The 21,572-nt window shown below is 42.2% G+C and carries 22 protein-coding genes; 14 read left to right on the top strand and 8 right to left on the bottom strand.

Features of this window, described 5'->3' with window-relative positions; genetic code table 11:
• Position 1: 1 nt before the first annotated feature.
• The gene (locus ACED28_RS04775; protein WP_371709412.1) at positions 2-724 is read right to left on the bottom strand and encodes a 3-deoxy-D-manno-octulosonic acid kinase; all 723 of its coding nucleotides are present in this window, start codon (positions 722-724) and stop codon (positions 2-4) included.
• 71 nt (positions 725-795) lie between these two features.
• Here ACED28_RS04775 and ACED28_RS04770 point away from each other — a divergent pair, with 71 nt between their 5' ends.
• From ACED28_RS04770 to ACED28_RS04750, 5 genes are read left to right on the top strand one after another with little or no spacing between them, the layout of a single operon-like run.
• Positions 796-1,896: a glycosyltransferase family 9 protein gene (locus tag ACED28_RS04770; protein ID WP_371707606.1), complete on the top strand. Its 1,101-nt coding sequence runs from the start codon at positions 796-798 to the stop codon at positions 1,894-1,896.
• Positions 1,889-2,953 (top strand): glycosyltransferase family 9 protein, encoded by a 1,065-nt coding sequence (locus ACED28_RS04765; protein WP_371709411.1) that lies wholly within the window; start codon positions 1,889-1,891, stop codon positions 2,951-2,953. The genes ACED28_RS04770 and ACED28_RS04765 overlap by 8 nt, the downstream gene beginning before the upstream one ends.
• 9 nt (positions 2,954-2,962) lie before the next feature.
• Positions 2,963-3,451: a pantetheine-phosphate adenylyltransferase gene (gene coaD, locus ACED28_RS04760; protein WP_017102399.1), complete on the top strand. Its 489-nt coding sequence runs from the start codon at positions 2,963-2,965 to the stop codon at positions 3,449-3,451.
• 18 nt (positions 3,452-3,469) lie between these two features.
• Positions 3,470-4,426, top strand: a complete 957-nt coding sequence (locus tag ACED28_RS04755; protein WP_017102398.1) for a glycosyltransferase — start codon at positions 3,470-3,472, stop codon at positions 4,424-4,426.
• Positions 4,416-5,300: an LPS biosynthesis protein gene (locus ACED28_RS04750; RefSeq protein ID WP_017102397.1), complete on the top strand. Its 885-nt coding sequence runs from the start codon at positions 4,416-4,418 to the stop codon at positions 5,298-5,300. Before ACED28_RS04755 ends, ACED28_RS04750 begins: the two co-directional genes overlap by 11 nt.
• Positions 5,301-5,362: 62 nt before the next feature.
• Here ACED28_RS04750 and lpxM read toward each other — a convergent pair whose 3' ends face one another.
• Together lpxM and rfaD are read right to left on the bottom strand one after the other, a co-directional pair.
• Complete coding sequence (gene lpxM, locus ACED28_RS04745) at positions 5,363-6,316, bottom strand: lauroyl-Kdo(2)-lipid IV(A) myristoyltransferase (protein WP_012603053.1); 954 nt, start codon at positions 6,314-6,316, stop codon at positions 5,363-5,365.
• 75 nt (positions 6,317-6,391) lie between these two features.
• Positions 6,392-7,333, bottom strand: a complete 942-nt coding sequence (gene rfaD / locus ACED28_RS04740; protein WP_371709410.1) for an ADP-glyceromanno-heptose 6-epimerase — start codon at positions 7,331-7,333, stop codon at positions 6,392-6,394.
• Positions 7,334-7,692: 359 nt separating this feature from the next.
• Between rfaD and rfbB the strand changes: the two genes are divergently transcribed.
• From rfbB to ACED28_RS04715, 5 genes are all read left to right on the top strand, one after another.
• Positions 7,693-8,787 carry a dTDP-glucose 4,6-dehydratase gene (gene rfbB / locus ACED28_RS04735; RefSeq protein ID WP_371709409.1) on the top strand — a complete coding sequence of 365 codons (1,095 nt, stop codon included), beginning with the start codon at positions 7,693-7,695 and terminating at the stop codon, positions 8,785-8,787.
• Positions 8,787-9,662: a glucose-1-phosphate thymidylyltransferase RfbA gene (rfbA, locus tag ACED28_RS04730; RefSeq protein ID WP_371709408.1), complete on the top strand. Its 876-nt coding sequence runs from the start codon at positions 8,787-8,789 to the stop codon at positions 9,660-9,662. The genes rfbB and rfbA overlap by 1 nt, the downstream gene beginning before the upstream one ends.
• A complete protein-coding gene (gene rfbC, locus ACED28_RS04725) occupies positions 9,649-10,194 on the top strand; it encodes a dTDP-4-dehydrorhamnose 3,5-epimerase (protein ID WP_017097373.1) in 546 nt (181 codons plus the stop codon). Before rfbA ends, rfbC begins: the two co-directional genes overlap by 14 nt.
• A gap of 17 nt (positions 10,195-10,211) precedes the next feature.
• Complete coding sequence (locus tag ACED28_RS04720; RefSeq protein ID WP_017097372.1) at positions 10,212-11,336, top strand: DegT/DnrJ/EryC1/StrS aminotransferase family protein; 1,125 nt, start codon at positions 10,212-10,214, stop codon at positions 11,334-11,336.
• A 107-nt stretch (positions 11,337-11,443) separates the two neighbouring features.
• Positions 11,444-12,082: a TetR/AcrR family transcriptional regulator gene (locus ACED28_RS04715; protein ID WP_029222818.1), complete on the top strand. Its 639-nt coding sequence runs from the start codon at positions 11,444-11,446 to the stop codon at positions 12,080-12,082.
• Positions 12,083-12,376: 294 nt separating this feature from the next.
• Here the strand turns inward: ACED28_RS04715 and ACED28_RS04710 are convergent, their stop codons facing one another.
• From ACED28_RS04710 to ACED28_RS04690, 5 genes are all read right to left on the bottom strand, one after another.
• Positions 12,377-13,528 carry a murein hydrolase activator EnvC gene (locus ACED28_RS04710; RefSeq protein ID WP_371709407.1) on the bottom strand — a complete coding sequence of 384 codons (1,152 nt, stop codon included), beginning with the start codon at positions 13,526-13,528 and terminating at the stop codon, positions 12,377-12,379.
• A gap of 73 nt (positions 13,529-13,601) precedes the next feature.
• Positions 13,602-14,423 (bottom strand): serine O-acetyltransferase, encoded by an 822-nt coding sequence (gene cysE / locus ACED28_RS04705; RefSeq protein WP_371707613.1) that lies wholly within the window; start codon positions 14,421-14,423, stop codon positions 13,602-13,604.
• A gap of 262 nt (positions 14,424-14,685) precedes the next feature.
• Positions 14,686-15,723: an NAD(P)H-dependent glycerol-3-phosphate dehydrogenase gene (gpsA, locus tag ACED28_RS04700; RefSeq protein ID WP_135445139.1), complete on the bottom strand. Its 1,038-nt coding sequence runs from the start codon at positions 15,721-15,723 to the stop codon at positions 14,686-14,688.
• 178 nt (positions 15,724-15,901) lie between these two features.
• Positions 15,902-16,369, bottom strand: a complete 468-nt coding sequence (gene secB / locus ACED28_RS04695; RefSeq protein ID WP_009847959.1) for a protein-export chaperone SecB — start codon at positions 16,367-16,369, stop codon at positions 15,902-15,904.
• A 99-nt stretch (positions 16,370-16,468) separates the two neighbouring features.
• Positions 16,469-16,903 (bottom strand): rhodanese-like domain-containing protein, encoded by a 435-nt coding sequence (locus tag ACED28_RS04690; protein WP_371709406.1) that lies wholly within the window; start codon positions 16,901-16,903, stop codon positions 16,469-16,471.
• Between the two features lie 260 nt (positions 16,904-17,163).
• Between ACED28_RS04690 and ACED28_RS04685 the strand changes: the two genes are divergently transcribed.
• The 4 genes from ACED28_RS04685 to ACED28_RS04670 all read left to right on the top strand — a co-directional run bounded on the left by ACED28_RS04685 (position 17,164) and on the right by ACED28_RS04670 (position 21,377).
• Positions 17,164-17,412: a hypothetical protein gene (locus ACED28_RS04685; RefSeq protein ID WP_371709405.1), complete on the top strand. Its 249-nt coding sequence runs from the start codon at positions 17,164-17,166 to the stop codon at positions 17,410-17,412.
• Between the two features lie 111 nt (positions 17,413-17,523).
• Positions 17,524-18,228 carry a YjbF family lipoprotein gene (locus ACED28_RS04680; protein ID WP_371709404.1) on the top strand — a complete coding sequence of 235 codons (705 nt, stop codon included), beginning with the start codon at positions 17,524-17,526 and terminating at the stop codon, positions 18,226-18,228.
• A 21-nt stretch (positions 18,229-18,249) separates the two neighbouring features.
• Positions 18,250-19,110 carry a capsule biosynthesis GfcC family protein gene (locus ACED28_RS04675; protein WP_371709403.1) on the top strand — a complete coding sequence of 287 codons (861 nt, stop codon included), beginning with the start codon at positions 18,250-18,252 and terminating at the stop codon, positions 19,108-19,110.
• A complete protein-coding gene (locus ACED28_RS04670; RefSeq protein WP_371709402.1) occupies positions 19,110-21,377 on the top strand; it encodes a YjbH domain-containing protein in 2,268 nt (755 codons plus the stop codon). Before ACED28_RS04675 ends, ACED28_RS04670 begins: the two co-directional genes overlap by 1 nt.
• Positions 21,378-21,572: the final 195 nt, after the last annotated feature.

The raw sequence follows: 21,572 nt of genomic DNA, 5'->3' as shown, positions 1-21,572 counted from the left end.
ATCATAGACTCTCAAGGGTACTCACTTTGTACCCTTGTTCAATTTGTGAAAAATCAAAGTGCTGAGCATCAATCCTTCCTAATCGAACTTCTTTTTCGAATGAGCGCTTAAGTCGCTTTAAATTACTCTCTTTCCAGCTATTACCTGTTTGCGTTAGGCATTTATCAAAATCGATAATCCAAACCTTGCCTGCTTTATCAACGAGAATGTTATGGATATTGAGGTCGGTATGATTGACCCCGGCATCGTGCATTTTTCGAATTTGATGACCAATATCGTTGAAATGGGAATCGGATAGTTTTTTGTTTGATAGTATCTTTACTAAGTCTTCTGCGTCGGAAATCTTTTCAATTAAAATATCGGCTTTGTAAACGAGCCCTTCTTGCGAAACTTTCGCAGCAACGGGTGTCGGGACATTAACTTTATGTGTGGCTAGAAGCTCAAGTAACATTAGCTCTTGGTATGCTCGTGAGTTCTCTAATCCAGTAAATAAATAGCTGTCTCTAACTAGCTTTCCAAACAAGCCGCCGCGATGATAATGTCGAAGAGCGAAATCGCTTTTTTCTCCCTTAACAAACCATGTTGTTCCTCTACCTTGAGCGTGCCCCAGTATTGCTTGATTCGCCTTCCAATAATCCACAGAAAAAGCCAATTCAACGTCTTCGGTGAGTAACTTAGGGTTATACCAGTACGTTGTTTTATGGATTTGCTTTGTTGTAAACATGAATCACTGTCTCGTATTGGGGAGTTTATGGCATACTTGGTAGAACAGTATATCAAACGCCGAACAGATTAATGAACGATTCATGTAGTTACCAAAAAATATTAGTTGTTGCCACTCATTGCATTGGTGATAGTTTGTTGATCTCTGCTTTTACCCATAGTCTGAGAAAAGCGTTTCCGACCGCCACAATAGATGTTTTAGTGAATGCTAGAGGGGAGATGGTTTTTGGTACCAATCCAGACGTTGACTCTTTAGTTGAAATTCCGCCAAGAGCATCCGTTAAGGACTATTACCGAATTTTAAAAACGCATGGTCGATATGATTTAGTCGTCAATGAAATGCTTAATGATAGAACCGCTATCTATAGTTTTATCTTTGGCAAGAAAAGACTTGGGGCCATTGATGAATCGCTTTCTGGCGCCTGGGTTAAAAAGTTAATTTATACTTATTACATTAAAGAACAGCATCGCTTTGAGCATAAAATGAGTCGCGTTGCTCGTATGTTGGATACCATAGATGTTAATTGTATTGCACGGCTTGTATCTCCCGAAGAGTTATTACCTTCAGCAGTTCAAAAGAGATTGCCATCAAACTATATTGTTGTGCATGCGCCATCCTCTAACGAAATTAAGCAGTGGCCAGTCTCGTATTGGGTCGAAGTCATCAATCGTCTGATATCTGCAGGTTATAATATTGTCTTATCTGGCGCTAAATTAGAACGAGACGAGACCATTGTGGAACAAATCATTAACCAAGTCCCTGAATCGAATCAACTGGTCAGTGTTTTAGGGGAATTATCATTAGCTCAAACTTCGGTATTAATAAAACACAGTGATGGTTTTGTTGGACCTGATAGTGGCCCTGGTCACCTCGCATCAGGTTACTCTATCCCAATTGTATCTATTATTAGCGTGGCGCCAGCAAGCATGTGGTCACCTTGGCCTTATGAAGAGCCAATTGATGTAACGAACAATTTATACAGCAATGGTGTTCGCTCCCAAAGAGTCGCCAATATTAGACTTGTGCAATCTGAACGTAACTGCGTCCCTTGTTATAAAAATAAATGTCAAATTAGCGATGATGCCTATTCGCCATGCCTTCAAGATATCAAGCCAGATAACGTTGTTTCTGCTGTTCTAGAAATGATGCCATTGGAATCGATCAATGAATAACGCTCTTTCTGCTCCAAAATCTATTTGTATTCTGCGTTTATCTGCCATTGGTGACGTTTGTCATGCCCTTTCTGTGGTGCAACTTATTCAAGCTACCTATCCAGAATGTCAGATCACGTGGGTGATGGGAAAAATCGAAGCTCAATTACTTGGTGATATACCTGGAATTCAAGTTGTAGTGTTTGATAAAAAACGCGGCCTAAAAGGAATGAAAGAAGTATGGAGATCCCTGCGTCTAACTCGGTTTGATTATTTACTGCATATGCAAGTTGCACTAAGAGCCAGCCTGTTAACGATAGGGATAAAGGCAAAAGTAAAACTTGGCTTTAGTTGGACACGTGCCAAAGAGGGGCAGTGGCTCTTTACCAATCGCAAGCTGCCAAAAACGGACGCATCTCATGTGTTAGATAATTTCTCTGAATTTGCTTACTTTTTGGGGTGTTCCAAACAGGTGCCGACATGGGATCTTGCTTTGTCTGATGAAGATCAAAGACTATCGATGGAGCTTGCGCATGAGCCGTATATTGTTATTAGCCCTGCCGCGAGTAAAGATGAGAGAAACTGGTTAGTTGAGCGCTATGCCGCTGTCGCCGATCACGCTTATCAGTTAGGCTTTAAAGTGGTTTTTTGTGGTGCTCCAACGGATAGAGAGCGCAATTTAACCGACAATATCTCTCAGCACATGACATCACCTTGTATTAACTTAGTAGGCTCAACTTCGTTAAAGCAGCTTACCGCAGTGATTGGTAAATCCAGTGTTGTGATCGCTCCTGATTCAGGGCCTGCACACATTGCGACGACTCAAGGTGTCCCCGTGATTGGTTTGTATGCGCACAGTAACCCAATGCGAACAGGGCCTTATCATAGTTTAGACAGTGTGGTTTCTGTCTATGAACAGATTGCTGAAGAGCAACACGGTAAAGCGGTTGACGAGCTTCCATGGGGAACCCGAGTAAAAGGAAAAGATCTTATGGCTCTTATTTCAACAGAATCGGTGATTGAGCAGCTAGACCGTGTATTAGGCCGATTGAAAAACAAGAAAACATCCAGTGAATAAAGGAATGTCATGAAAATAGCAATATACCCAGGTACTTTTGATCCAGTGACTAACGGCCACTATGACTTAATTAAACGTGCTGCATGTATGTTTGAAAAGCTTGTCATTGGTGTCGCAGAGAGCCCAAGTAAAGCCACCTTATTTAGCTTAGATGAGCGTGTGGCCTTATTGCGAGAAACTTGCCATGAATTACCTAATGTCTCCGTCGAGGGTTTTAGCAGCTTGCTGGTTGATTTTGCGACCGAGCAAAATGCCTCAATTTTGGTGCGTGGCTTAAGAACAACAATGGACTTTGAGTATGAGTTTGGTTTGACGACAATGTATCGTCGATTAAAACCAGAACTAGAGAGCCTGTTTTTGACACCTTCAGAAGAGTTTGCTTTTTTATCATCAACATTGGTTCGTGAAGTCGCTATTCATGGTGGAGAAATAGAGCAATTTGTTCCAGGGTGTGTTCATCAAGCTGTTGTCGCTAAAGTAAAAGCTTTTAAAAATTAAGTGATTATGAATATTTTAATGTATACAAGAGCTACGTTACCTGTGGTGAATTATGGTGGAACCGAACGAGTCATTTGGGACTTAGTTTATGCTTTGCATCTTGCCGGGCACCGAGTGACGCTGCTCGCTGGCAAAGGCACAAAGTGTGATTGGGCGAGAGTCATCGAGTATCAACCGAATGTACCACTGCAAAGTCAGCTTCCAAATGATATTGATGTTGTACATTTCCACTCTGATCTAGAGCCTATCTCTTATCCCTACATTTTAACGCAGCATGGTAATTCAGACGGCCCTATTGACCCTAATACCGTCTTTGTTTCATCTCAGCATGCAAAAAATCATGGTGCACAAGCTTATGTTTACAATGGCTTGAATTGGGATAACTACCAAAAGCCTAACTTTAACTTGCAACGAGAACGTTTCCATTTTCTTGGGAAAGCGGCGTGGCGAGTTAAAAATGTTCAAGGTGCCATTGATATTACCAAGAAAGCTGGCCAGCAGCTTGATGTGTTGGGCGGCCATCGATTGAACCTAAAAATGGGTTTCAGGTTAACGTTAGATCGTCATGTTCGTTTTTTAGGGATGGTGGACGATACAACGAAATCTCAGATCATGACTCAGTCAAAAGGTCTGATATTCCCCGTGACTTGGCATGAACCGTTTGGCTTAGCGATTACAGAGAGTTTGTATTTTGGTTGCCCAGTGTTTGGTACACCTTATGGCTCACTGCCGGAATTAGTTTCTAGTGAGGTAGGTCTTTTATCGAGCTGTGAACAAGATCTCGTAGAAGGGATCTTAAATTCTGACACCTATGATTCAGCTCGTTGTAATGAATACGCGAGAGATCAATTCAATGCCAATGTCATGGCTGCAGCGTATGTTAGTTATTACGAGAAGGTAGTTGAAGGTAATAAAGCCAATAGTGCATTAGGAAGTATTGTCGAGTCTTTTAAAAGGTTGCCTTATGAACGATAAATTGAAGCCAAAACTGGTTTTTGTAGGCTACAAGCAACAGTATGAAAAACTAGAAATTGATGTGCTATCGTCTGATTATGAAAAGCATCATATTTTCTTAAGCAAGTGGTTAGTGAAATTAATTTCCTTTTTATTTTTCTACAGTAAAAAACACTATCATGAGGCTTATGGAGCGATCATAAGACGAAAAATAAAGGCGCTAAATGGCTTTGATGTCATATTCACAACCGACTCTTTGAGAGACATTAAGTCAATATCAAAGGTTAGTGGGAGGAAGATTATTCTTTTTAGGAATATTACAGATGGGAGCTTGAACCATCTTTTAGATGATTTTGAAATATATACGTTTGATGAGGGTGATGCAAAAAAATACAACTTTAAGCATGCTTATTCTCCGATGCCTCAACTAAAAATTATTGATGAGATAGCAAAATCCTCTGATTACGATGTGTCTTTTGTGGGGGTGGATAAAGGAAGGAAAGAAAAGGTTCAAAAAATAGAAGAGGCATTGGGTGATTTTAAGTGCAACTTTATTGTGTTTGACAAAAAACCTTCTTATTCCTATGTTGAATACCTAACCGTGATGCTCAATACCAAATGTGTACTGGAAATTGTTCTTGATGGACAGACGTCTGATACTATGAGGGTTAAAGAAGCGTTATACGCCAGAAAGAAAGTTATCACGAATAATACGAGTCTTTATAATCACCCTTTATACTCAAAAGATAATTTCCTTATATTTGACTCTCTAAATGAACTCGCAAATCATATTGAGGAATTTATCTCTGGTGACTTTGATGAATCAGTTTTGATTAAGCTTGAAGATTACACAGTTGATGGTTTTTATCATAACCTATTATTTAGTCAAAAATAATGAGACGAATAAATCCGCCTTCTAAGAAGGCGGATAATCTTTAATAAATTAGAAGATATGTGTTAATAACCCACATATGGGTCTTGTCCATTCCTACGTGTTTTTAACAACTTTAAAATCCACATGTACTGCTCAGGTTTCGGATTAACAAAACCTTCAACGACTTCATTCATTGCCCTAGCGTCTTGATGTTCATCGCCGGATAACTCAATGGGTGCTTTGATTTCAATTTCGTATTTACCCGTCTCAATATTATAGCTGGCAAAGGTTGGAACGATCTTCGCTCGGCTTACTTTTGCTAGTTTTCCAAGTCCGGGCAAGGTTGCTTTTTCAGTCGCAAAGAAATCTGAGAATACACTTTGCTCTGGGCCATGGTCTTGATCTGGCAGGTAATATCCCAAGTAGCCATCTTTGACTGATTTGATAAATGGCTTAATGCCTCCACTGCGATCATAAACTCGTCCGCCATACTGAACTCTTTGCTTGTGCATGAGCCAATCGGTCAGAGGGTTTTTCTGGCTATTTGCCATCGCAGAAACGGGTAAGCCTCTTGAAGCTAAAAGGATAGCCGGAATGTCGATGCACCAAGAGTGAGGTACGAGCAAAATAGCACTTTGATTGTCTTTTTGTAGCTGTTGTAAGTGTTCTAATCCAATGATTTCTGAGTGTTTTTCAAGCCAACGTTTACTGCGTAATGATATGGCAGGAAAACCAAGTAAAAAGGCGCCAGCAGTTGTTAGGCAATTGGTTAGAATGGTTTCACGCTCTTGAACAGACTTTTCTGGAAAACAAAGCGCGAGGTTTATACGTGCCTTTTGTACTGAGCCACGTTGCTTCTTCGCCATTTTTGTCGCCACGAATTTTGCTATGGCTACTCGAATCGAGTTTGGCAGCAAAGAAATGGGTAGACATAGGCATAGCCCGAGCCAAGTTCCCCAGTGTTTTGGTGATAAAAACGCACTGATGAATTTGGGGTTGTATGCTTTAGGATCGTAGTCGTCGCGTTGAGTTGTCACTGTAAACCTTTAACTGGCGATATATATTGAACAAGCTAACAGTATACCGTTAGCTTGTTTTCGGGAGAGTGTAATCTAGCGATTAACTGACTGCATGTACTCGCTGACGCCTTCAGCAACCGATTTAAATTGAACATCGCAACCGGCATTACGCAACTTAGTTAAATCAGCTTGAGTAAACTCTTGGTAAGCACCTTTCAAATGCTCAGGGAATGGGATAGTTTCAATCTCTCCCTTACCGTGATGTTTAATCACCGCTTTTGCGACTTCTTCAAATGATTCGGCATTACCTGTACCTAGGTTGAATATACCTGATACGCCATTTTTTAAGAACCACAGGTTTACGGCCGCAACATCACCAACATACACAAAATCACGCTTGAAGGTTTCGCTTCCTGCGAATAATTTCGGGTTTTCACCAGCGTTCATTTGATTGTTTAGGTGGAAAGCGACAGAAGCCATGCTGCCTTTGTGCTGTTCACGTGGACCGTAGACATTGAAGTATCGAAACCCAGTGATTTGAGAAAGCGTTTCGTTGTGTGCGGTTGCATCTGCAGTTAAGCGACGCACATAGTTATCAAATTGCTGTTTTGAATAGCCGTATACGTTTAGCGCGCCTTCGTACTGCGGCTCTTCAATAAAGGTATCGGTTTCACCATAAGTGGCAGCAGAAGAAGCATACAAGAACGGAATCTCGCGCTCGATACAGTAATGCAGCAACTCTTTAGAGTATTCATAGTTGTTGAGCATCATGTATTTGCCATCCCACTCGGTGGTCGCAGAACATGCACCTTCATGGAAAACAGCCTCAATAGGACCGAAATCATCACCAGCCATAACTTGAGTTAGAAAGTCATCACGATCCATGTAATCTGTGATATCTAGGTCAACCAGGTTCTTAAATTTTTTGCCATCTTTTAAGTTGTCGACAACTAGAATATCGTTGTGGCCAGCTTCATTGAGCGCCTTAACAATATTGCTGCCAATCATGCCTGCACCACCAGTTACGATAATCATATTTCTTCCTACTTTTTTGAATACAAACTCACACGAGTATAGCAAGGAACAAACGAAGCGAGCTAGTGGAATAATTCTTTAATTCTAGTGTGATATGATTGTGTTAATCTAGTCATTATTACCTACTCAAAACACGATCTTATCGGTCTTAGTATGAAAGATTCTACGTCTTCGACTTTTGTTTGTAGGCTGGCTTACGCGCGACATGAGAGTTGTTTGGTCGCAATTGATTTTGAACTATTTTAGTTGCTTAAGCATTTGAGCTGGTATTACGTATCGAACTATCCTTCGAATAGTAAGAAATAGATTTACAAAATTAGAAGAACTTTTCCTTTGAATTTTAGGGTTTTAGAAATCTTATGAAGATATTAGTTACAGGCGGCGCTGGCTTCATCGGTTCAGCTGTCATTCGTCACATTATAAATAATACATCTAGCAGCGTCGTGAATGTTGATAAGTTGACTTATGCGGGTAACTTAGAGTCTCTTGTTGACGTGGGAGAGCACGAGCGCTATGCATTTGAAGCGGTGGATATTTGTAATCGTACTGAGCTAGACCGTATTTTTGAGCTGCATAAGCCTGATGCAGTAATGCACTTGGCTGCTGAATCTCATGTTGACCGTTCGATTGACGGCCCTGCTGCATTTATCGAAACTAATATTGTTGGTACATATACATTGCTTGAAGCAACTAGAGCCTATTGGAATGAGCTTTCTGAAAGTGATAAAGCTGCTTTTCGTTTCCACCATATCTCTACTGACGAAGTCTATGGCGACTTAGAAGGTACGGATGACTTGTTTACCGAGACGACGTCGTATGAGCCATCAAGCCCATACTCAGCTTCGAAAGCTTCTTCTGATCATCTCGTCCGAGCTTGGCTACGCACCTATGGTTTACCAACCGTCGTAACTAATTGCTCAAATAACTACGGCCATTACCATTTCCCTGAAAAATTGATCCCATTGATGATCTTGAATGCACTCGATGGAAAACCTCTGCCAGTGTATGGCAACGGTATGCAAATCCGTGATTGGTTGTTTGTCGAAGACCACGCTCGAGCGTTGTACAAGGTGGTCACTGAAGGTGAGGTAGGTGAAACCTATAACATTGGTGGTCACAATGAAAAAGCAAACATTGATGTAGTAAAAACGATCTGTACATTACTTGAAGAGTTGGTGCCCAATAAGCCAGAAGGTGTGGGTAACTATCTTGACTTAATCACTTATGTCACTGATAGGCCTGGGCATGATGTACGCTACGCCATCGATGCGTCAAAGATTGAACGAGAATTGGGTTGGAAGCCAGAAGAAACTTTCGAATCAGGTATTCGTAAAACTGTCGAGTGGTACTTAGATAATAAACAATGGTGGTCACGCGTATTAGATGGCTCTTACGCTGGTGAACGCTTAGGTGTTTCTTCAGATTTAGTTGTAAATGGTAAGGTTGATAAGTAATGAAAGGGATTGTTCTTGCTGGAGGCTCAGGCACGCGGTTGTATCCACTCACTCGCGGCGTATCAAAACAGCTTTTGCCCATCTACGATAAGCCGATGGTTTTTTACCCAATCTCGACGTTAATGCTAGCTGGTATCAAAGATATTTTAATTATTACGACACCTGAAGATAACGCTGGTTTCCAACGCCTACTTGGTGATGGCTCAGATTTTGGCATCAACCTTGAGTATGCAATTCAACCAAGCCCAGATGGTTTAGCGCAAGCCTTTATCATAGGTGAAGAGTTTATTGGTGATGACAGTGTTTGTTTGGTGTTAGGGGATAACATCTTCTACGGACAGTCTTTTTCTAGAACTCTACAAAATGCAGCTTCAAAAGAGTCTGGAGCAACTGTTTTTGGTTATCAAGTCAAAGATCCTGAGCGTTTTGGTGTGGTCGAATTTGACGAAAAAATGAGAGCTGTTTCGATCGAAGAAAAGCCTGATGTGCCAAAATCTAGCTATGCGGTAACTGGTTTGTATTTCTACGATAATCGAGTTGTAGAAATGGCAAAAAAAGTAAAGCCATCTCATCGAGGTGAGTTAGAAATTACCACTATCAATGAAATGTACCTAAACGATGGCTCGCTGAATGTAGAGCTATTAGGTCGTGGTTTTGCGTGGCTAGATACAGGTACTCACGAAAGCCTTCATGAGGCTTCATCTTTTGTGCAAACCATCGAAAATGTACAAGGGCTAAAGGTTGCTTGTTTAGAAGAAATAGCTTGGCGTAATGGGTGGTTAGGTAGCCAGGATATATCAAACTTAGCAAAGCCTATGCTAAAGAATGAGTATGGACAATATCTAGAGAGGCTTGTAAACAGTGAAAGCAACTAAGACTAAATTAAAAGACATTTTGATAATTGAGCCTAAAGTTTTTGAAGATGAGAGAGGCTTTTTTATGGAAAGCTTCAATCATTCAAACTTTGAAAAATTAATTGGCCGAAGCGTTCAATTTGTTCAAGATAACCACTCTAAATCAGGTAAGGCTGTGCTTCGAGGCCTGCATTATCAAATACAGCACCCGCAAGGCAAACTTGTTCGAGTTGTCCGTGGAAAAGTTTTAGATGTCGTGGTCGATCTACGGGCTGACTCTCCAACCTATAAACAGTGGCAATCGTTTGAACTGAGTCAGGAGAATAAGAAGCAATTATGGATCCCTGAGGGTTTTGCTCATGGTTTTCTGACGTTGACAGATGAAGTCGAGTTTTTGTATAAAACAACCGATTATTACTTCCCACAAAGTGAACGTTCTATTGCCTGGAATGATCCAGAATTAAAGATCGATTGGCAATTAGATGAAGAAAGTTTGATCGTTTCAGATAAAGACAAGAATGGGCTGCTACTTAAAGATGCTGAGCATTTCTAAAAATAAGGTTTTATAAGATGACAACGCAATTATTTGTTCCAAAGTTTCGTGTTGATGAGTGTCTAGAGCATGTAAGAGAGTGCCTAGAAAAAGGCTGGACAGGAATGGGCTTTAAAACTGTCGAAATTGAGGATGAATGGAAAAAGTATACTAGCCTACCTCATGCTCACTTTTTGAGTTCAGCAACAGCGGGCCTTCACCTCGCATTTGAAGTCTTGAAGCGTGCGCATAATTGGAGTGATGGCGATGAAGTTATATCTGCATCTTTAACATTTGTCTCTACTAACCACGCTATTAAGTACGCTGGTCTAGAGCCTATTTTTGCTGATGTTGATGAGTACTTATGCTTAGACCCTCAGAGTATTGAAGAAAAGATAACAGATAAGACTAAAGCTGTTGTTTTTGTGGGGCTAGGTGGAAATACTGGTCAACTTGAAGCGGTGGCAAAGCTGTGTAAAGAGCGTGGGTTGGCTCTAGTATTAGATGCGGCGCACATGGCCGGGTCAAGGTTTGAGGGAAAGCACGTAGGTTATAATGCTGATGTCACCGTGTTTAGTTATCAAGCTGTAAAAAATATGCCTACAGCTGACTCTGGAATGATTTGTTTCCAGAACCCAGAATATGATGCGTTAGCACGTAAACTAACTTGGTTGGGTATTAATAAAGATACTTACGCGCGTACAGCCGCACAAGGTGCTTATAAGTGGAAATATGATGTTGAAGATTTAGGCTTTAAATATCATGGCAACTCAATTATGGCCGGTATGGCTTTAGTTGCACTTAAATACTTGGATAATGATAATTCTTATCGCAGACAGTTAGCTAAGTGGTATCGTGAAGAGTTATCTGAATGTGATAATGTAAAAATAGTTCCGATTGCTCAAGGGTGTGAATCATCGACACATTTACTTCAAATACGAGTTTCAAATCGAGATGAGTTACTAATCAAGCTAAATGAAAATGATATCTATCCAGGTGTGCATTATACAGATAATTCAGAGTACAAAATGTATGAAAAATCTGGTCGTTGCCCAAAAGCTTTGATAGCAAGTAATGAAATCATTTCATTGCCAATGCATATGGGCATAACAAGGCATGATGTAGTAAATGTAGTAAACATGGTGAAAAAGTACAGTAAATAAACTGTCTGCCATGTAGCTATAGCTAATTCGACCAGATGTGAACAGGTCGATCTATCTGTTTAGTGGCGATATACTGAACCACTAAACGGATAGGGATACTAATGCTAATGAAAACACGTGACAAGATTGTTTACGCAGCTCTAGAGCTTTTTAATGAGCACGGCGAGCGTAGTATTACGACCAATCATATTGCTGAACACATCGAAATCAGCCCCGGAAACCTCTACTACCACTTCCGCAACAAACAAGAAATTGTACGTGATATCTTTACTCTCTACTCGACAGAGTTACTTGAAAGATTTACTCCGATTCAAGGGCAGCAAGAAAGCCTGACGCTACTAAAGAGCTACTTAGATTCCATCTTCACGCTGATGTGGAAGTATCGATTCTTCTATGCAAATTTGCCTGAAATATTGTCACGTGATGAAAAGCTGCACCTTGATTACATGGCCGTTCAAGAAAAGCTGCAAACGAATCTTGTGGATATTATGAGAGCATTTGTTGAGTTGAATTTGCTAAAGGCAACAGATGCAGAAATGAAGTCGATGGTCACATCTCTTCACTTGATCGCATCAGGTTGGTTGGCGTATCAGTCCGCGATGTCGCCAAAAGCTCAAATTACTGAACAAGTTGTTCACCAAGGAATGCTGCAGATGATCGCAACCGTTAAACCGATTGCAACGACTCAAGGCTTTGAGCAACTGACATTGCTAGAAGATGGTGTGAGAGCGCTGAACAGTAAATAAAAGCGAAGGTGTGGGTAAGCGGTAAGTGGGATTCGGGTAACGAGAGCGGGAAAGCACAGATTCGAGTGGTGGGATATAAATCGCGACGTCATTCCCTACAGCGAGGAACGAGCGTGATAGGGAATCTTTTTATGTCAGGGCTCGAAAGATGACTCACGGCAATGTGAGATAGAGATTCCAGATATTTCGTCCCTCAATTCAGGAATGACTGAGTTTGATAAATGCGAATTCAGAGATTTTCAGCTCTTTGGGCTTGCTCTTCGCATCTCGGTTACTTATATCTCGTATCTGTTTTTACCTAACTAACCATCTTTTCGGATTTTGAGCTTGGCTGTTTCTACGAATTTCAAAGTACAGCGATGGGCGGGTTTGTCCGCCAGTGTCACCTGCAAGCGCAATAGCCTCACCCGCTTTCACCTTGTCACCTTCTTTCTTTAAAAGCGCTTGGTTAAAGCCATAGAGCGTCATGTCGCCTTTACCGTGGTCCAGCAGTACCACTAAACCATAACCACGCAAGTACTCGGCAAATACGACCGTTCCCGAGTATACGGATTTTACTTGTTGACCGTATTTCGCTTTGATCACCATGCCTTTCCAATTTACTTGACCAGTTTGGCGTGAGCCGTAGTTATGCAGAACTTTATCTTTGATTGGCCAAGGCAGTTTACCTTTACGTTTGGCTAAGCCATCCATAGGGACAGCATTGCGTCTCTCTCGTGCGGCTTTTTCTGCTTTCGCTATTTCGGCTTTTAGGCGGGTTTCATTACGTTGAAGTTCGGCTAAGTAATTTTTGTCGCCAGAGATGTTTTTCTTAATACTGCCGACGGTCTTTTTACGCTGTGTTTGGGTCTGCGATAGTTTGTTGCGCTTTGCTACCTGTTGATTTAACAGCGCTGCTATTTGTTCTTGCTCAAGTTGGCGTTGCTTATGGCTTTCTTCTAATTCAAGTTGAGTTTGTTCGATCGTTTTGATTGTTGCAGAACGCGCTTTGGCGAGGTGTTGGTAATAGTGACTAATGCGGTCTTCTTCAACGCCAGTATTTAAGATGTGAGAAGAGGCTTTGGCTCTGCTGGTCATGTAGTAAGTCTGAATCAGCTGCTCTAACTTATCGGTATGGGCTTTTTTCTGTACTGTAAGCGCTTTAATCTTATTATCTAAGCTAGCAACATTAGCATTGGCGGTATTGAGTTGTTTTTTACTTGTTTTAATGGCTTTTTCAAGCAAGGAGATAGAGAGCTCTTGTTGCTTGAGGTTTGCTTGTAAATTGTCGAGCTTCTTCTGTTGTGAGGATAGTGTTTTTTGTTGACGATATATCTCACTCGACACACCTTTCAGCTCCCCTTTCGATGCGGCAAGTGGCGATGCAGAGAAAAGAACAGCGCAAAGGCTGGCAGATATCAAAAGAACAGTGCTAATTACTTGGACTGGTTTCATCATTATCGTCATGTTGCTCTTATTAGTTTTCAGCATCTGCTCTTAAGTCTTTCGTATCTTGGCTCATCGAACCTAGAATCAGCTCTTATATTCCATCACCATGAATGAAATTTTGCGAGCGACCATTGAAGCCTTGGTCCATATCTAAAGATGGTTTATCTGTTTTCGGTTTTCCGACAATTTTTGCAGGAACGCCTGCGACTGTTGTATGAGGTGGTACGGCTTGTAGTACAACAGAGCATGAACCAATCTTCGCGCCTTCACCTACTTCAATGTTGCCGAGTATTTTAGCTCCGGCCCCAATCATTACGCCTTCGCGGATTTTGGGGTGACGGTCGCCGCCTTCTTTACCAGTACCACCAAGGGTAACGTCTTGAAGGATCGATACATCATTTTCGACGACAGCAGTTTCACCAATCACGATACCAGTGGCGTGGTCGAGCATGATAGCTTTACCGATACGAGCCGCTGGGTGAATATCAACTTGGCAAGCAACTGAAATTTGGTTTTGTAGGTAAGTAGCAAGTGCGATACGCCCTTGTTTCCACAACCAGTTAGCTACTCGGTAACCTTGCAGAGCGTGGTAGCCTTTCAGATAAAGTAGAGGCATCGAGTACATCTCGACCGCAGGATCTCGATTTACCGTCGCGCAAATATCACAAGCTGCCGCATCAATAATCGATTGATCCTGCTTAAATGCTTGTTCAACCACTTCACGTACTGCCATTGCTGGCATTGAAGCCGTCTTTAGCTTGTTTGCTAGGATGTAGCTAAGGGCTGCGCCTAAACTTTCATGGTTGATGATCGTGGCATGATAAAAACTCGCAAGCATAGGTTCTTGCTCTGACAGCTGTCGAGCTTCCTTCACTATGCATTGCCAAACTTTTTGCTGTTCACAGTGTTTCATTTTTCCATCCATTCTTTTAAATCAGATACGTGTAGCGAGATGATAGATACGAAGAGCTTAGAAAAGCCAATTAGCGTAAATGAGATCCCAGATACTTCATTCTTCAATGACGGGCATTATATTAACGTCATCTTCAAGAGTGAGGAACGAGCGAGTTGGAGAACTTTGTTCGGGTCATTTACTTTATGTTATTCGCATCTTGATTACCCGTACCTCTAACTCTCTTCGTATCTCGCTTACTTTAATTTCGTATCTGCTCTAACTATCTTTCTGACTTTTTGTCTCTAGCAAGCAGATCTTGTGCTGCTAGGTGTGCATCTTTCCCTTGATACAACACTTGATAAATCTGTTCAACAATGGGCATTTCAACGCCCATACGTTCTGATAGTAACCAAACTTCTTTGGTGTTGCGATAACCTTCCACTACTTGGCCAATTTCTTCTTGTGCTGTATCTACATCTTTACCTGCGCCAAGTGCCAAACCAAAGCGACGGTTACGTGATTGGTTATCAGTACAGGTTAGCACTAGGTCACCCAATCCAGCCATGCCCATGAAGGTTTCTGGTTGCGCACCAAGAGCTGCGCCTAGTCGACTCATCTCAGCTAGACCGCGAGTGATAAGTGCAGTACGTGCATTGGCACCAAAACCAATACCATCCGACATGCCAGCACCAATGGCGATAACGTTTTTAACCGCGCCACCAAGCTGCATGCCAATAAAATCTGAATTTGCGTACACACGGAACGTTTTGCCACAGTGAATCTTTTCTTGAAGTTGCTCAAGGAATTCTGCATCAGGGGAAGCCACAGAGATTGCCGTTGGCATACCCATCGCTAGCTCTTTGGCGAAGGTAGGTCCTGATAGAACTGCTAACGAGTACCCATCACCAAGCACATCGTGAGCGACATCTTTAAGTAGGCGGCCTGTTTCTGGCTCCAAGCCTTTTGTTGCCCAGCAGATACGAGAACAATCTGTTAAGTGAGGCTTAAGGCTATTTAAAACGATACCAAATACGTGGCTAGGGACGACAACAAGAAGATCACGACTTGCTGTTACTGCCTTCTCAAGGTCTGATTCGATGATTAGGCTTTCTGGGAAGTCGATATTCGGTAGAAACTCATTATTTGCGCGCTCGGATTCGAGGCGAGCCATGTGAACAGGATCATGCCCCCACAGAACAACGTTTGCACCGTTACGCGCTAGAGAGATAGCTAAAGATGTTCCGTAAGAACCTGCGCCAATTACTGCCATGGCGATCTCTTTGCCATAAGCGTTTGTCGAGTCAGTTGTTTCTGTCATGCTTCCACCTAAAAATAATGAGGGAAATCGAAGAGTCTTGGAAAAGCTATCCACTAAAATCAGAGGAGCTTTCAATTTTAATACAGTGTAAAGAAAAAATGCACATCGCAGAAGTTGCGATGTGCATTTAAAAGCTAACTAGCGCTTGAATCGTTAGAGTTAAGCTCTAGTTTGAGACTTAAGCTTGTTCGCCTTCAGCTTGTTGAGCTTGGTTTTGTAGGTAGTTCATGAACAAAGCATCAAAGTTAACTGGTGCTAGGTTCAGTTGTGGGAACGTACCTTTAACCACTAGGCTAGAAATTGTTTCACGAGCGTATGGGAACAAGATGTTCGGGCAGAATGCACCTAGGCAGTGAGCTAGTTGCCCTGCTTCCATTTCGCTTGCAGAGAAGATGCCGCCTTGTTGAACTTCACAAAGGAATGCAGTGTCTTCTGCGTTCTTAACTGTAACCGTTAGGCGTAGGATTACTTCGTACACGCCTTCGCCAAGCTCACGGCTTTGAGTGTCTAGGTCCAGTTTTACATCTGGGTTCCACTCTTTTTGAAACATGTCTGGAGAGTTTGGCGCTTCGAAAGATACGTCTTTTAGGAAGATACGTTGGATTGCGAAGTTCTGTTGTGCGTCTTGTTGTGCTGCTTCAGCCATTTTCTTGTCCTTAAAAATTTATAATTAGGTTTCGTTCGCCATCTCTGTTGAACAAAACCTTAAAGTCATATTCGTTTAGTTAGGTCAGCTTACCTTTAACTACTTTTTACCTTTCACCAAAGGTAGGTTAGCTTCGCTCCAAGCCACTAAGCCGCTTTTCAGCAGGCTTACGTTTTCGAAACCAGCTTTAACCAGTAGGTTAGCGCTTTCTTGAGCTGTTTGACCTGTCTTACATACTACGATGATTGGGTCGGCTTTGTGGCTTTCAAGGCTACCAAAGCTATTTGCTTTGATATCTGACGGCAAAATGTGAACTGCGTCAGTAATATGCCCCTTTTTGAACTCATCTTTAGTACGAATATCAACCACAACACCGTTTTCACGGTTAATCATGTGTGTGGTTTGCGCAGCCGTGATCTCTTTGTAAGCTGCGTTTGATGTCTTGATAACGTTCGCAATGATGGCAACAACCAAGCCGATCCATACGATGGCTAAAATCATATTCTCTTGAACAAATGGAACTAACTCTTGCATATCTTGAACTCTTATTCGTTATTGGGCGAAAAATTATAGGGTAGGAGTATAGCTATAAAGGGGGGGAGAATACAGAGGAAGCATATTGTTGTGTGTGAGTTAATGTATTAATGGGGGATATATACTAATTGCTTATGATTTATCCATTTACTTGATTGAAGTTATTAATTATGATGTACAAACAGTTACTTAAGCTGAGTGGCTGGTAGGGTCTATGTAATTAGTCTCTATTATAAACGTTTATATTATTGGAAATCATTATGAAAAAGATGGCTCTAGCAGCTGCATTAGCAGTTAGCTTCTCAGGTGGTGCTTTTGCAGCAACAGAAACTGCAGTAGCGGGCGCTGGTGCTGGTACTAGTGGTGCGGCAGCCGGTGCAGGCGCATCTGCAGTTGCAGCAGGTACAGCTACAACTGTTGCAGTAACGACAGCAGCAGTAGCAGCGGCAGCAGCAGTAGCCGTTGCTTCTAACGAAAGCGGTGCAACGACTACAACAACAACTCGATAATTTTTGAGTTGGTGTTTAAAACCATTTTGTGTGAAAGCATAAAGTGGTTTTTTTATATCAGATTTTCATATTGGATATCAGCAACCAGATTGCTAGGAAGCCGAACTCGTCATGCTTAAACTTCTAATCATATCTCTTGGTCTTTTTCTTGCGGGTTGTTCTCAGCAGTTTCAAGACGTTAACTCCACTTTTGATGAAGCCTTTTTTGGCAGAACCGATGTTGAGCTATCAAAGGAATACATTCAAACCTTACCTTATTCCAGTATTTATGCGGAAGTGAATGACCAAGGCAAAATCTTCATGGTTTTGGCGTACGTCGGTGAAAATCCTCAAACGGGCGTAGAGCAATTAAAATGGATGTCTTCTGATAAAGCTATGATCGTCACTGAAAATGGACGTATTGTACAAACGCTATTGCTTCCCTACGAAAACCTTTCAGGTTTGGCATTCCAACCGTTAGATTCGTTCTCGTCTGCAAACAGTTCGTCAGCAGACTCTTCTTCTGCGTTTGATGTGTCTACCAACCCCGGAGCTCAAAAATGGCAAGCGGTTTACGACTGGCAACCCAATTATCGATTCGGCTATAAAGCAAACATTATCCGAACGTATGCGGGAAATGAAACGGTCGAAACACCGATAATGTCTATCGATACCAAGAAGTTTCAAGAAAAAATTAACTTTCCGATGTTAGAACAAGAGATTACCAACGAATATTGGGTCGATAGTAAAGGAAAAGTGGTCAAAACCATACAGTATTTAGGCCCTGATATGACAAGGCTTGAGTTAACCGTTCTTAAGCATTATCAAAGCAATTAACGAACAGGGTAATGAACGAAAATGATGAATTATATGAGTCATGTATCAAAAATGACGGGACGTCGGTTACCAGTGGTGAGAGCTCTGTTGGTGTTGAGTACGCTGTTCTCTCTGTGCACTGTTAGCAACGCCTCTCCGATTAAGACAACGGTTGAACTTCCCCTTCAAGGTGTAACGTTTGAGTATAAAGCTGACGTTCGACTGCTTCAGGTATTAGACGACGTTAACGTGAATGCGAACGGCAGTATTGGTTACTTTCCCCTTTCGGCTCAACTGTTTGATAAAACCAATACTGAGGCTAACGAATCTAACAAAGCCAATCAAGCTATCGAAGCAAAAAAACGCAATGTATTTAACCAGCTTGACGCTTTTTCGGTAGAAGAACCAGAAGCAAAACTGGTAAAGCAACAATTGGCTTCTTTCCAATATCTAAATCGAGTTTTTATTGAATTAGACCGCAATGCGGTTATCTCGCAATCAGATAAGAACCCGTTACTTGTTTCAAATTCTCACACTAACAAGCCGTCAGACAGTCAAATTCAAGCATTTTCTCTGTACTTACCACAACGACCAACTTCCATTCAGTTGATGGGTGCAATGAAAGAGTCGGTAACAATGAATCTGATTGAGCATGGAACGTTGAATGATTATCTCGATGCATTGCCGAACGGTTTTATGGGTGAATCTGTAGATAATAGCGTGGCGTATGTTGTTCAACCTGATGGCGTGGTGCAAACCATTCAATATGCGTACTGGAACGAACTGCCGGTTTATTTAGCGCCAGGTGCCATCGTATTTATGGCGTTCTATTCTTTGCCATCGGAATACTCAACGTTGAACCAAGATATCGTCGATTTGCTACGTCATAAGGTTGGCCTGTAATGCTGAAACAGAAATCATTCCCTCTATCGGCGGTGTGCACATCGGTTACCTGCGCTTTGTTAATGACCAGTAGCGTTTCGACGAGAGCAGAGACAACCATTGATTCCGTTTCGATTCGAGCAGAAAAATCATCATTCGACGACACAGAATACAGAACGTCGCAAATGAACTTTGGTGGTGTTGGCTTAATGCAAATGCCTACAGGCCGAATGGCACCAGAAGGCGAGTTTAACTTTAGCGCCTCGTTTAACAATGAATACTATTTTTATAACGCCAGCCTACAGGTGATGCCTTGGCTTGAAACCACCATTCGTTACACACAAGCGCAAGACCTTTATTATAGCGGCAGTGGTAATCAAGACTGTTCTCAAAATTCATTTAGTGGCTGTACCAAGCACACCGACAAGGGCATCGACTTTAAACTGCGCTTAATCGAAGAAGGGTACTACATGCCGGAAGTCTCGGTAGGTGTTCGTGACTTTGGTGGTACTGGCTTATTTGATGGCGAATTTTTCGCGACAACCAAACGTTTGGGTCCGATTGATTTTACTGTTGGCATGGCTTGGGGCTACATGGGTACCAGTGGTAACTTTACTAACCCACTGTGTAAAGCCAGTGATAAGTATTGTGCTCGCCCGTCTGATTTTAAAGGCAATGGCGGCAGTGTCGATTTTGAACGTTGGTTCAAAGGCGATGCGGCGATTTATGGTGGTTTTGAATATCAAACCCCTTATAAGCCTTTAACCTTGAAGCTTGAATACGATGGCAACGATTACTCTCAAGATTTCCCAGTAGTACGTGGTGGTGTCGACATGACACAACATACGCCATGGAATGTGGGAGCGGTGTACCGTTTCACTGATTGGGGTTCGGCTAAAGTGAGCTATGAGCGAGGTGATACGCTAACCCTTGGTTTCGATCTCTCTACTAACTTCAATGAAATGTATTCCGTGTGGCGAGATACCGAAACAGCAGAATTGCGCCCAAGTGGTGTCGAGACGGTTGAAGATATTGACATGACAGCCCTTGCGGAAGAGCTTGAAACGATCGCTGGCTATGAACAAGCGCAAATCTTGGTCGACGATAACAGTATTGTAGTAAAGGGCACTCAGGTTAAATACCGAGATAGAGATATCGCCCTAGAACGCGGTGCGACCGTGATTGCCAACGCGGTGCCGAGTTACATCTATACCTACAAAATCATCGAAAACGACAAATCATTGGAACTCACCGAGACAACGGTGGATGCTCAAGCGTTCAAAGCGGCAGCTAACAACAGTTACCTTAACGCTCAAACCAGTGATGCAACGGATACTCACGAATTAGAACGCAAGAAATCCGTTATCTATCATGATGGGCGTGAACGATTCGATGTGTCGATTTCACCAAACCTAGCTCAATCATTCGGTTCGGCTGAAAACTTCTACTTATACAGTTTGGGTTTATACACCAATGCTTCGTTCTGGGCGTTAAACAATGTCGAACTGTCGGGCTCTCTTTACGTTAACTTAGTCGACAACTACGACAAGTTTAATTACGAAATCCCATCAGACGGCACTGACCAAACGCCAAGAGTAAGAACCTTGTTCCGCTCTTACGTTGACGATCCGGTTCGCTTAGACCGTTTACAACTGACTTGGTTTGAAGACTATGGCAGCGGTGTCTACACCCAAGCTTACGGTGGTTACCTAGAGAGCATGTTCGCGGGTGTGGGTGGCGAAATCCTGTATCGTCCATTCAACCAAAACTGGGCCATTGGTGCAGACATGACCGCGATCAGTCAGCGAGACCCTGAAAGCTGGTTTGGTACGTTTGATGAAGAGATCCAAGTCAACCCAGACGACAGCAGTCGAACGTACAAAGTGATCGATAAGGGCACGACGGGCTTTATTACCGGTTACTACACCCCACAATGGGACTTCTTGAGCGATACCTTGCTTAAAGTGGGCGTCGGTAAATTCCTTGCTGGTGATATCGGTACTCGTGTCGATTTCTCTAAGCAGTTCAAGAGTGGCGTTATTGCCGGTGCGTTTGTCAGCTTAACCGACATGACAACTGAAGAGTACGGTGAAGGTAGCTATACCAAAGGCTTCTACGTGTCGATTCCGTTTGATTTAGTCACCGTGAAACCAAGCTCAAGCCGCGCAGGCTTTACCTGGTTACCGATCACGCGTGACGGTGGCCAAGTGCTGAACAAGCAATACAACTTGTTCGATCAAACTGATGCGCGCTCACCTTGGTTCCAAAGACCGAGTAGTGTGAAATAAATAGAGTTAAAAATGAGGGGTAGAGCTGCAGGCAACATGCTTCCTAACTAACGACATTCGAGAGGTTTGGTGTTTATTTGCAGCTTAATCTTCTGCGAATTCGCTCTATAGTTTTACTTCAACCTCAGTCAATGAGGTTGATAATGAATAATGAATAATGAATAATGAATAATGAATAATGAATAATGAATAATG

It is taken from the genome of Vibrio sp. 1F253 (assembly GCF_041439295.1).
Lineage (GTDB): Bacteria > Pseudomonadota > Gammaproteobacteria > Enterobacterales > Vibrionaceae > Vibrio > Vibrio tasmaniensis_A.
The sequence above is the reverse complement of the archived record's forward strand: the minus strand, read 5'-3'. Positions and strand labels throughout refer to the sequence as shown.

Coding starts and splice junctions, on each gene's coding strand:
- coaD (WP_017102399.1), top strand. CDS start 2,963: ATGAAAATAGCAATATACCCAGGTACTTTTGATCCAGTGACTAACGGC.
- ACED28_RS04710 (WP_371709407.1), bottom strand. CDS start 13,528: ATGACGATAATGATGAAACCAGTCCAAGTAATTAGCACTGTTCTTTTG.
- ACED28_RS04765 (WP_371709411.1), top strand. CDS start 1,889: ATGAATAACGCTCTTTCTGCTCCAAAATCTATTTGTATTCTGCGTTTA.
- ACED28_RS04755 (WP_017102398.1), top strand. CDS start 3,470: ATGTATACAAGAGCTACGTTACCTGTGGTGAATTATGGTGGAACCGAA.
- rfbB (WP_371709409.1), top strand. CDS start 7,693: ATGAAGATATTAGTTACAGGCGGCGCTGGCTTCATCGGTTCAGCTGTC.
- ACED28_RS04770 (WP_371707606.1), top strand. CDS start 796: ATGAACGATTCATGTAGTTACCAAAAAATATTAGTTGTTGCCACTCAT.
- ACED28_RS04750 (WP_017102397.1), top strand. CDS start 4,416: ATGAACGATAAATTGAAGCCAAAACTGGTTTTTGTAGGCTACAAGCAA.
- rfaD (WP_371709410.1), bottom strand. CDS start 7,333: ATGATTATCGTAACTGGTGGTGCAGGCATGATTGGCAGCAATATTGTT.
- ACED28_RS04690 (WP_371709406.1), bottom strand. CDS start 16,903: ATGCAAGAGTTAGTTCCATTTGTTCAAGAGAATATGATTTTAGCCATC.
- ACED28_RS04675 (WP_371709403.1), top strand. CDS start 18,250: ATGATGAATTATATGAGTCATGTATCAAAAATGACGGGACGTCGGTTA.
- gpsA (WP_135445139.1), bottom strand. CDS start 15,723: ATGACAGAAACAACTGACTCGACAAACGCTTATGGCAAAGAGATCGCC.
- ACED28_RS04670 (WP_371709402.1), top strand. CDS start 19,110: ATGCTGAAACAGAAATCATTCCCTCTATCGGCGGTGTGCACATCGGTT.
- ACED28_RS04685 (WP_371709405.1), top strand. CDS start 17,164: ATGAAAAAGATGGCTCTAGCAGCTGCATTAGCAGTTAGCTTCTCAGGT.
- cysE (WP_371707613.1), bottom strand. CDS start 14,423: ATGAAACACTGTGAACAGCAAAAAGTTTGGCAATGCATAGTGAAGGAA.
- ACED28_RS04715 (WP_029222818.1), top strand. CDS start 11,444: ATGAAAACACGTGACAAGATTGTTTACGCAGCTCTAGAGCTTTTTAAT.
- rfbA (WP_371709408.1), top strand. CDS start 8,787: ATGAAAGGGATTGTTCTTGCTGGAGGCTCAGGCACGCGGTTGTATCCA.
- secB (WP_009847959.1), bottom strand. CDS start 16,369: ATGGCTGAAGCAGCACAACAAGACGCACAACAGAACTTCGCAATCCAA.
- ACED28_RS04680 (WP_371709404.1), top strand. CDS start 17,524: ATGCTTAAACTTCTAATCATATCTCTTGGTCTTTTTCTTGCGGGTTGT.
- ACED28_RS04720 (WP_017097372.1), top strand. CDS start 10,212: ATGACAACGCAATTATTTGTTCCAAAGTTTCGTGTTGATGAGTGTCTA.
- ACED28_RS04775 (WP_371709412.1), bottom strand. CDS start 724: ATGTTTACAACAAAGCAAATCCATAAAACAACGTACTGGTATAACCCT.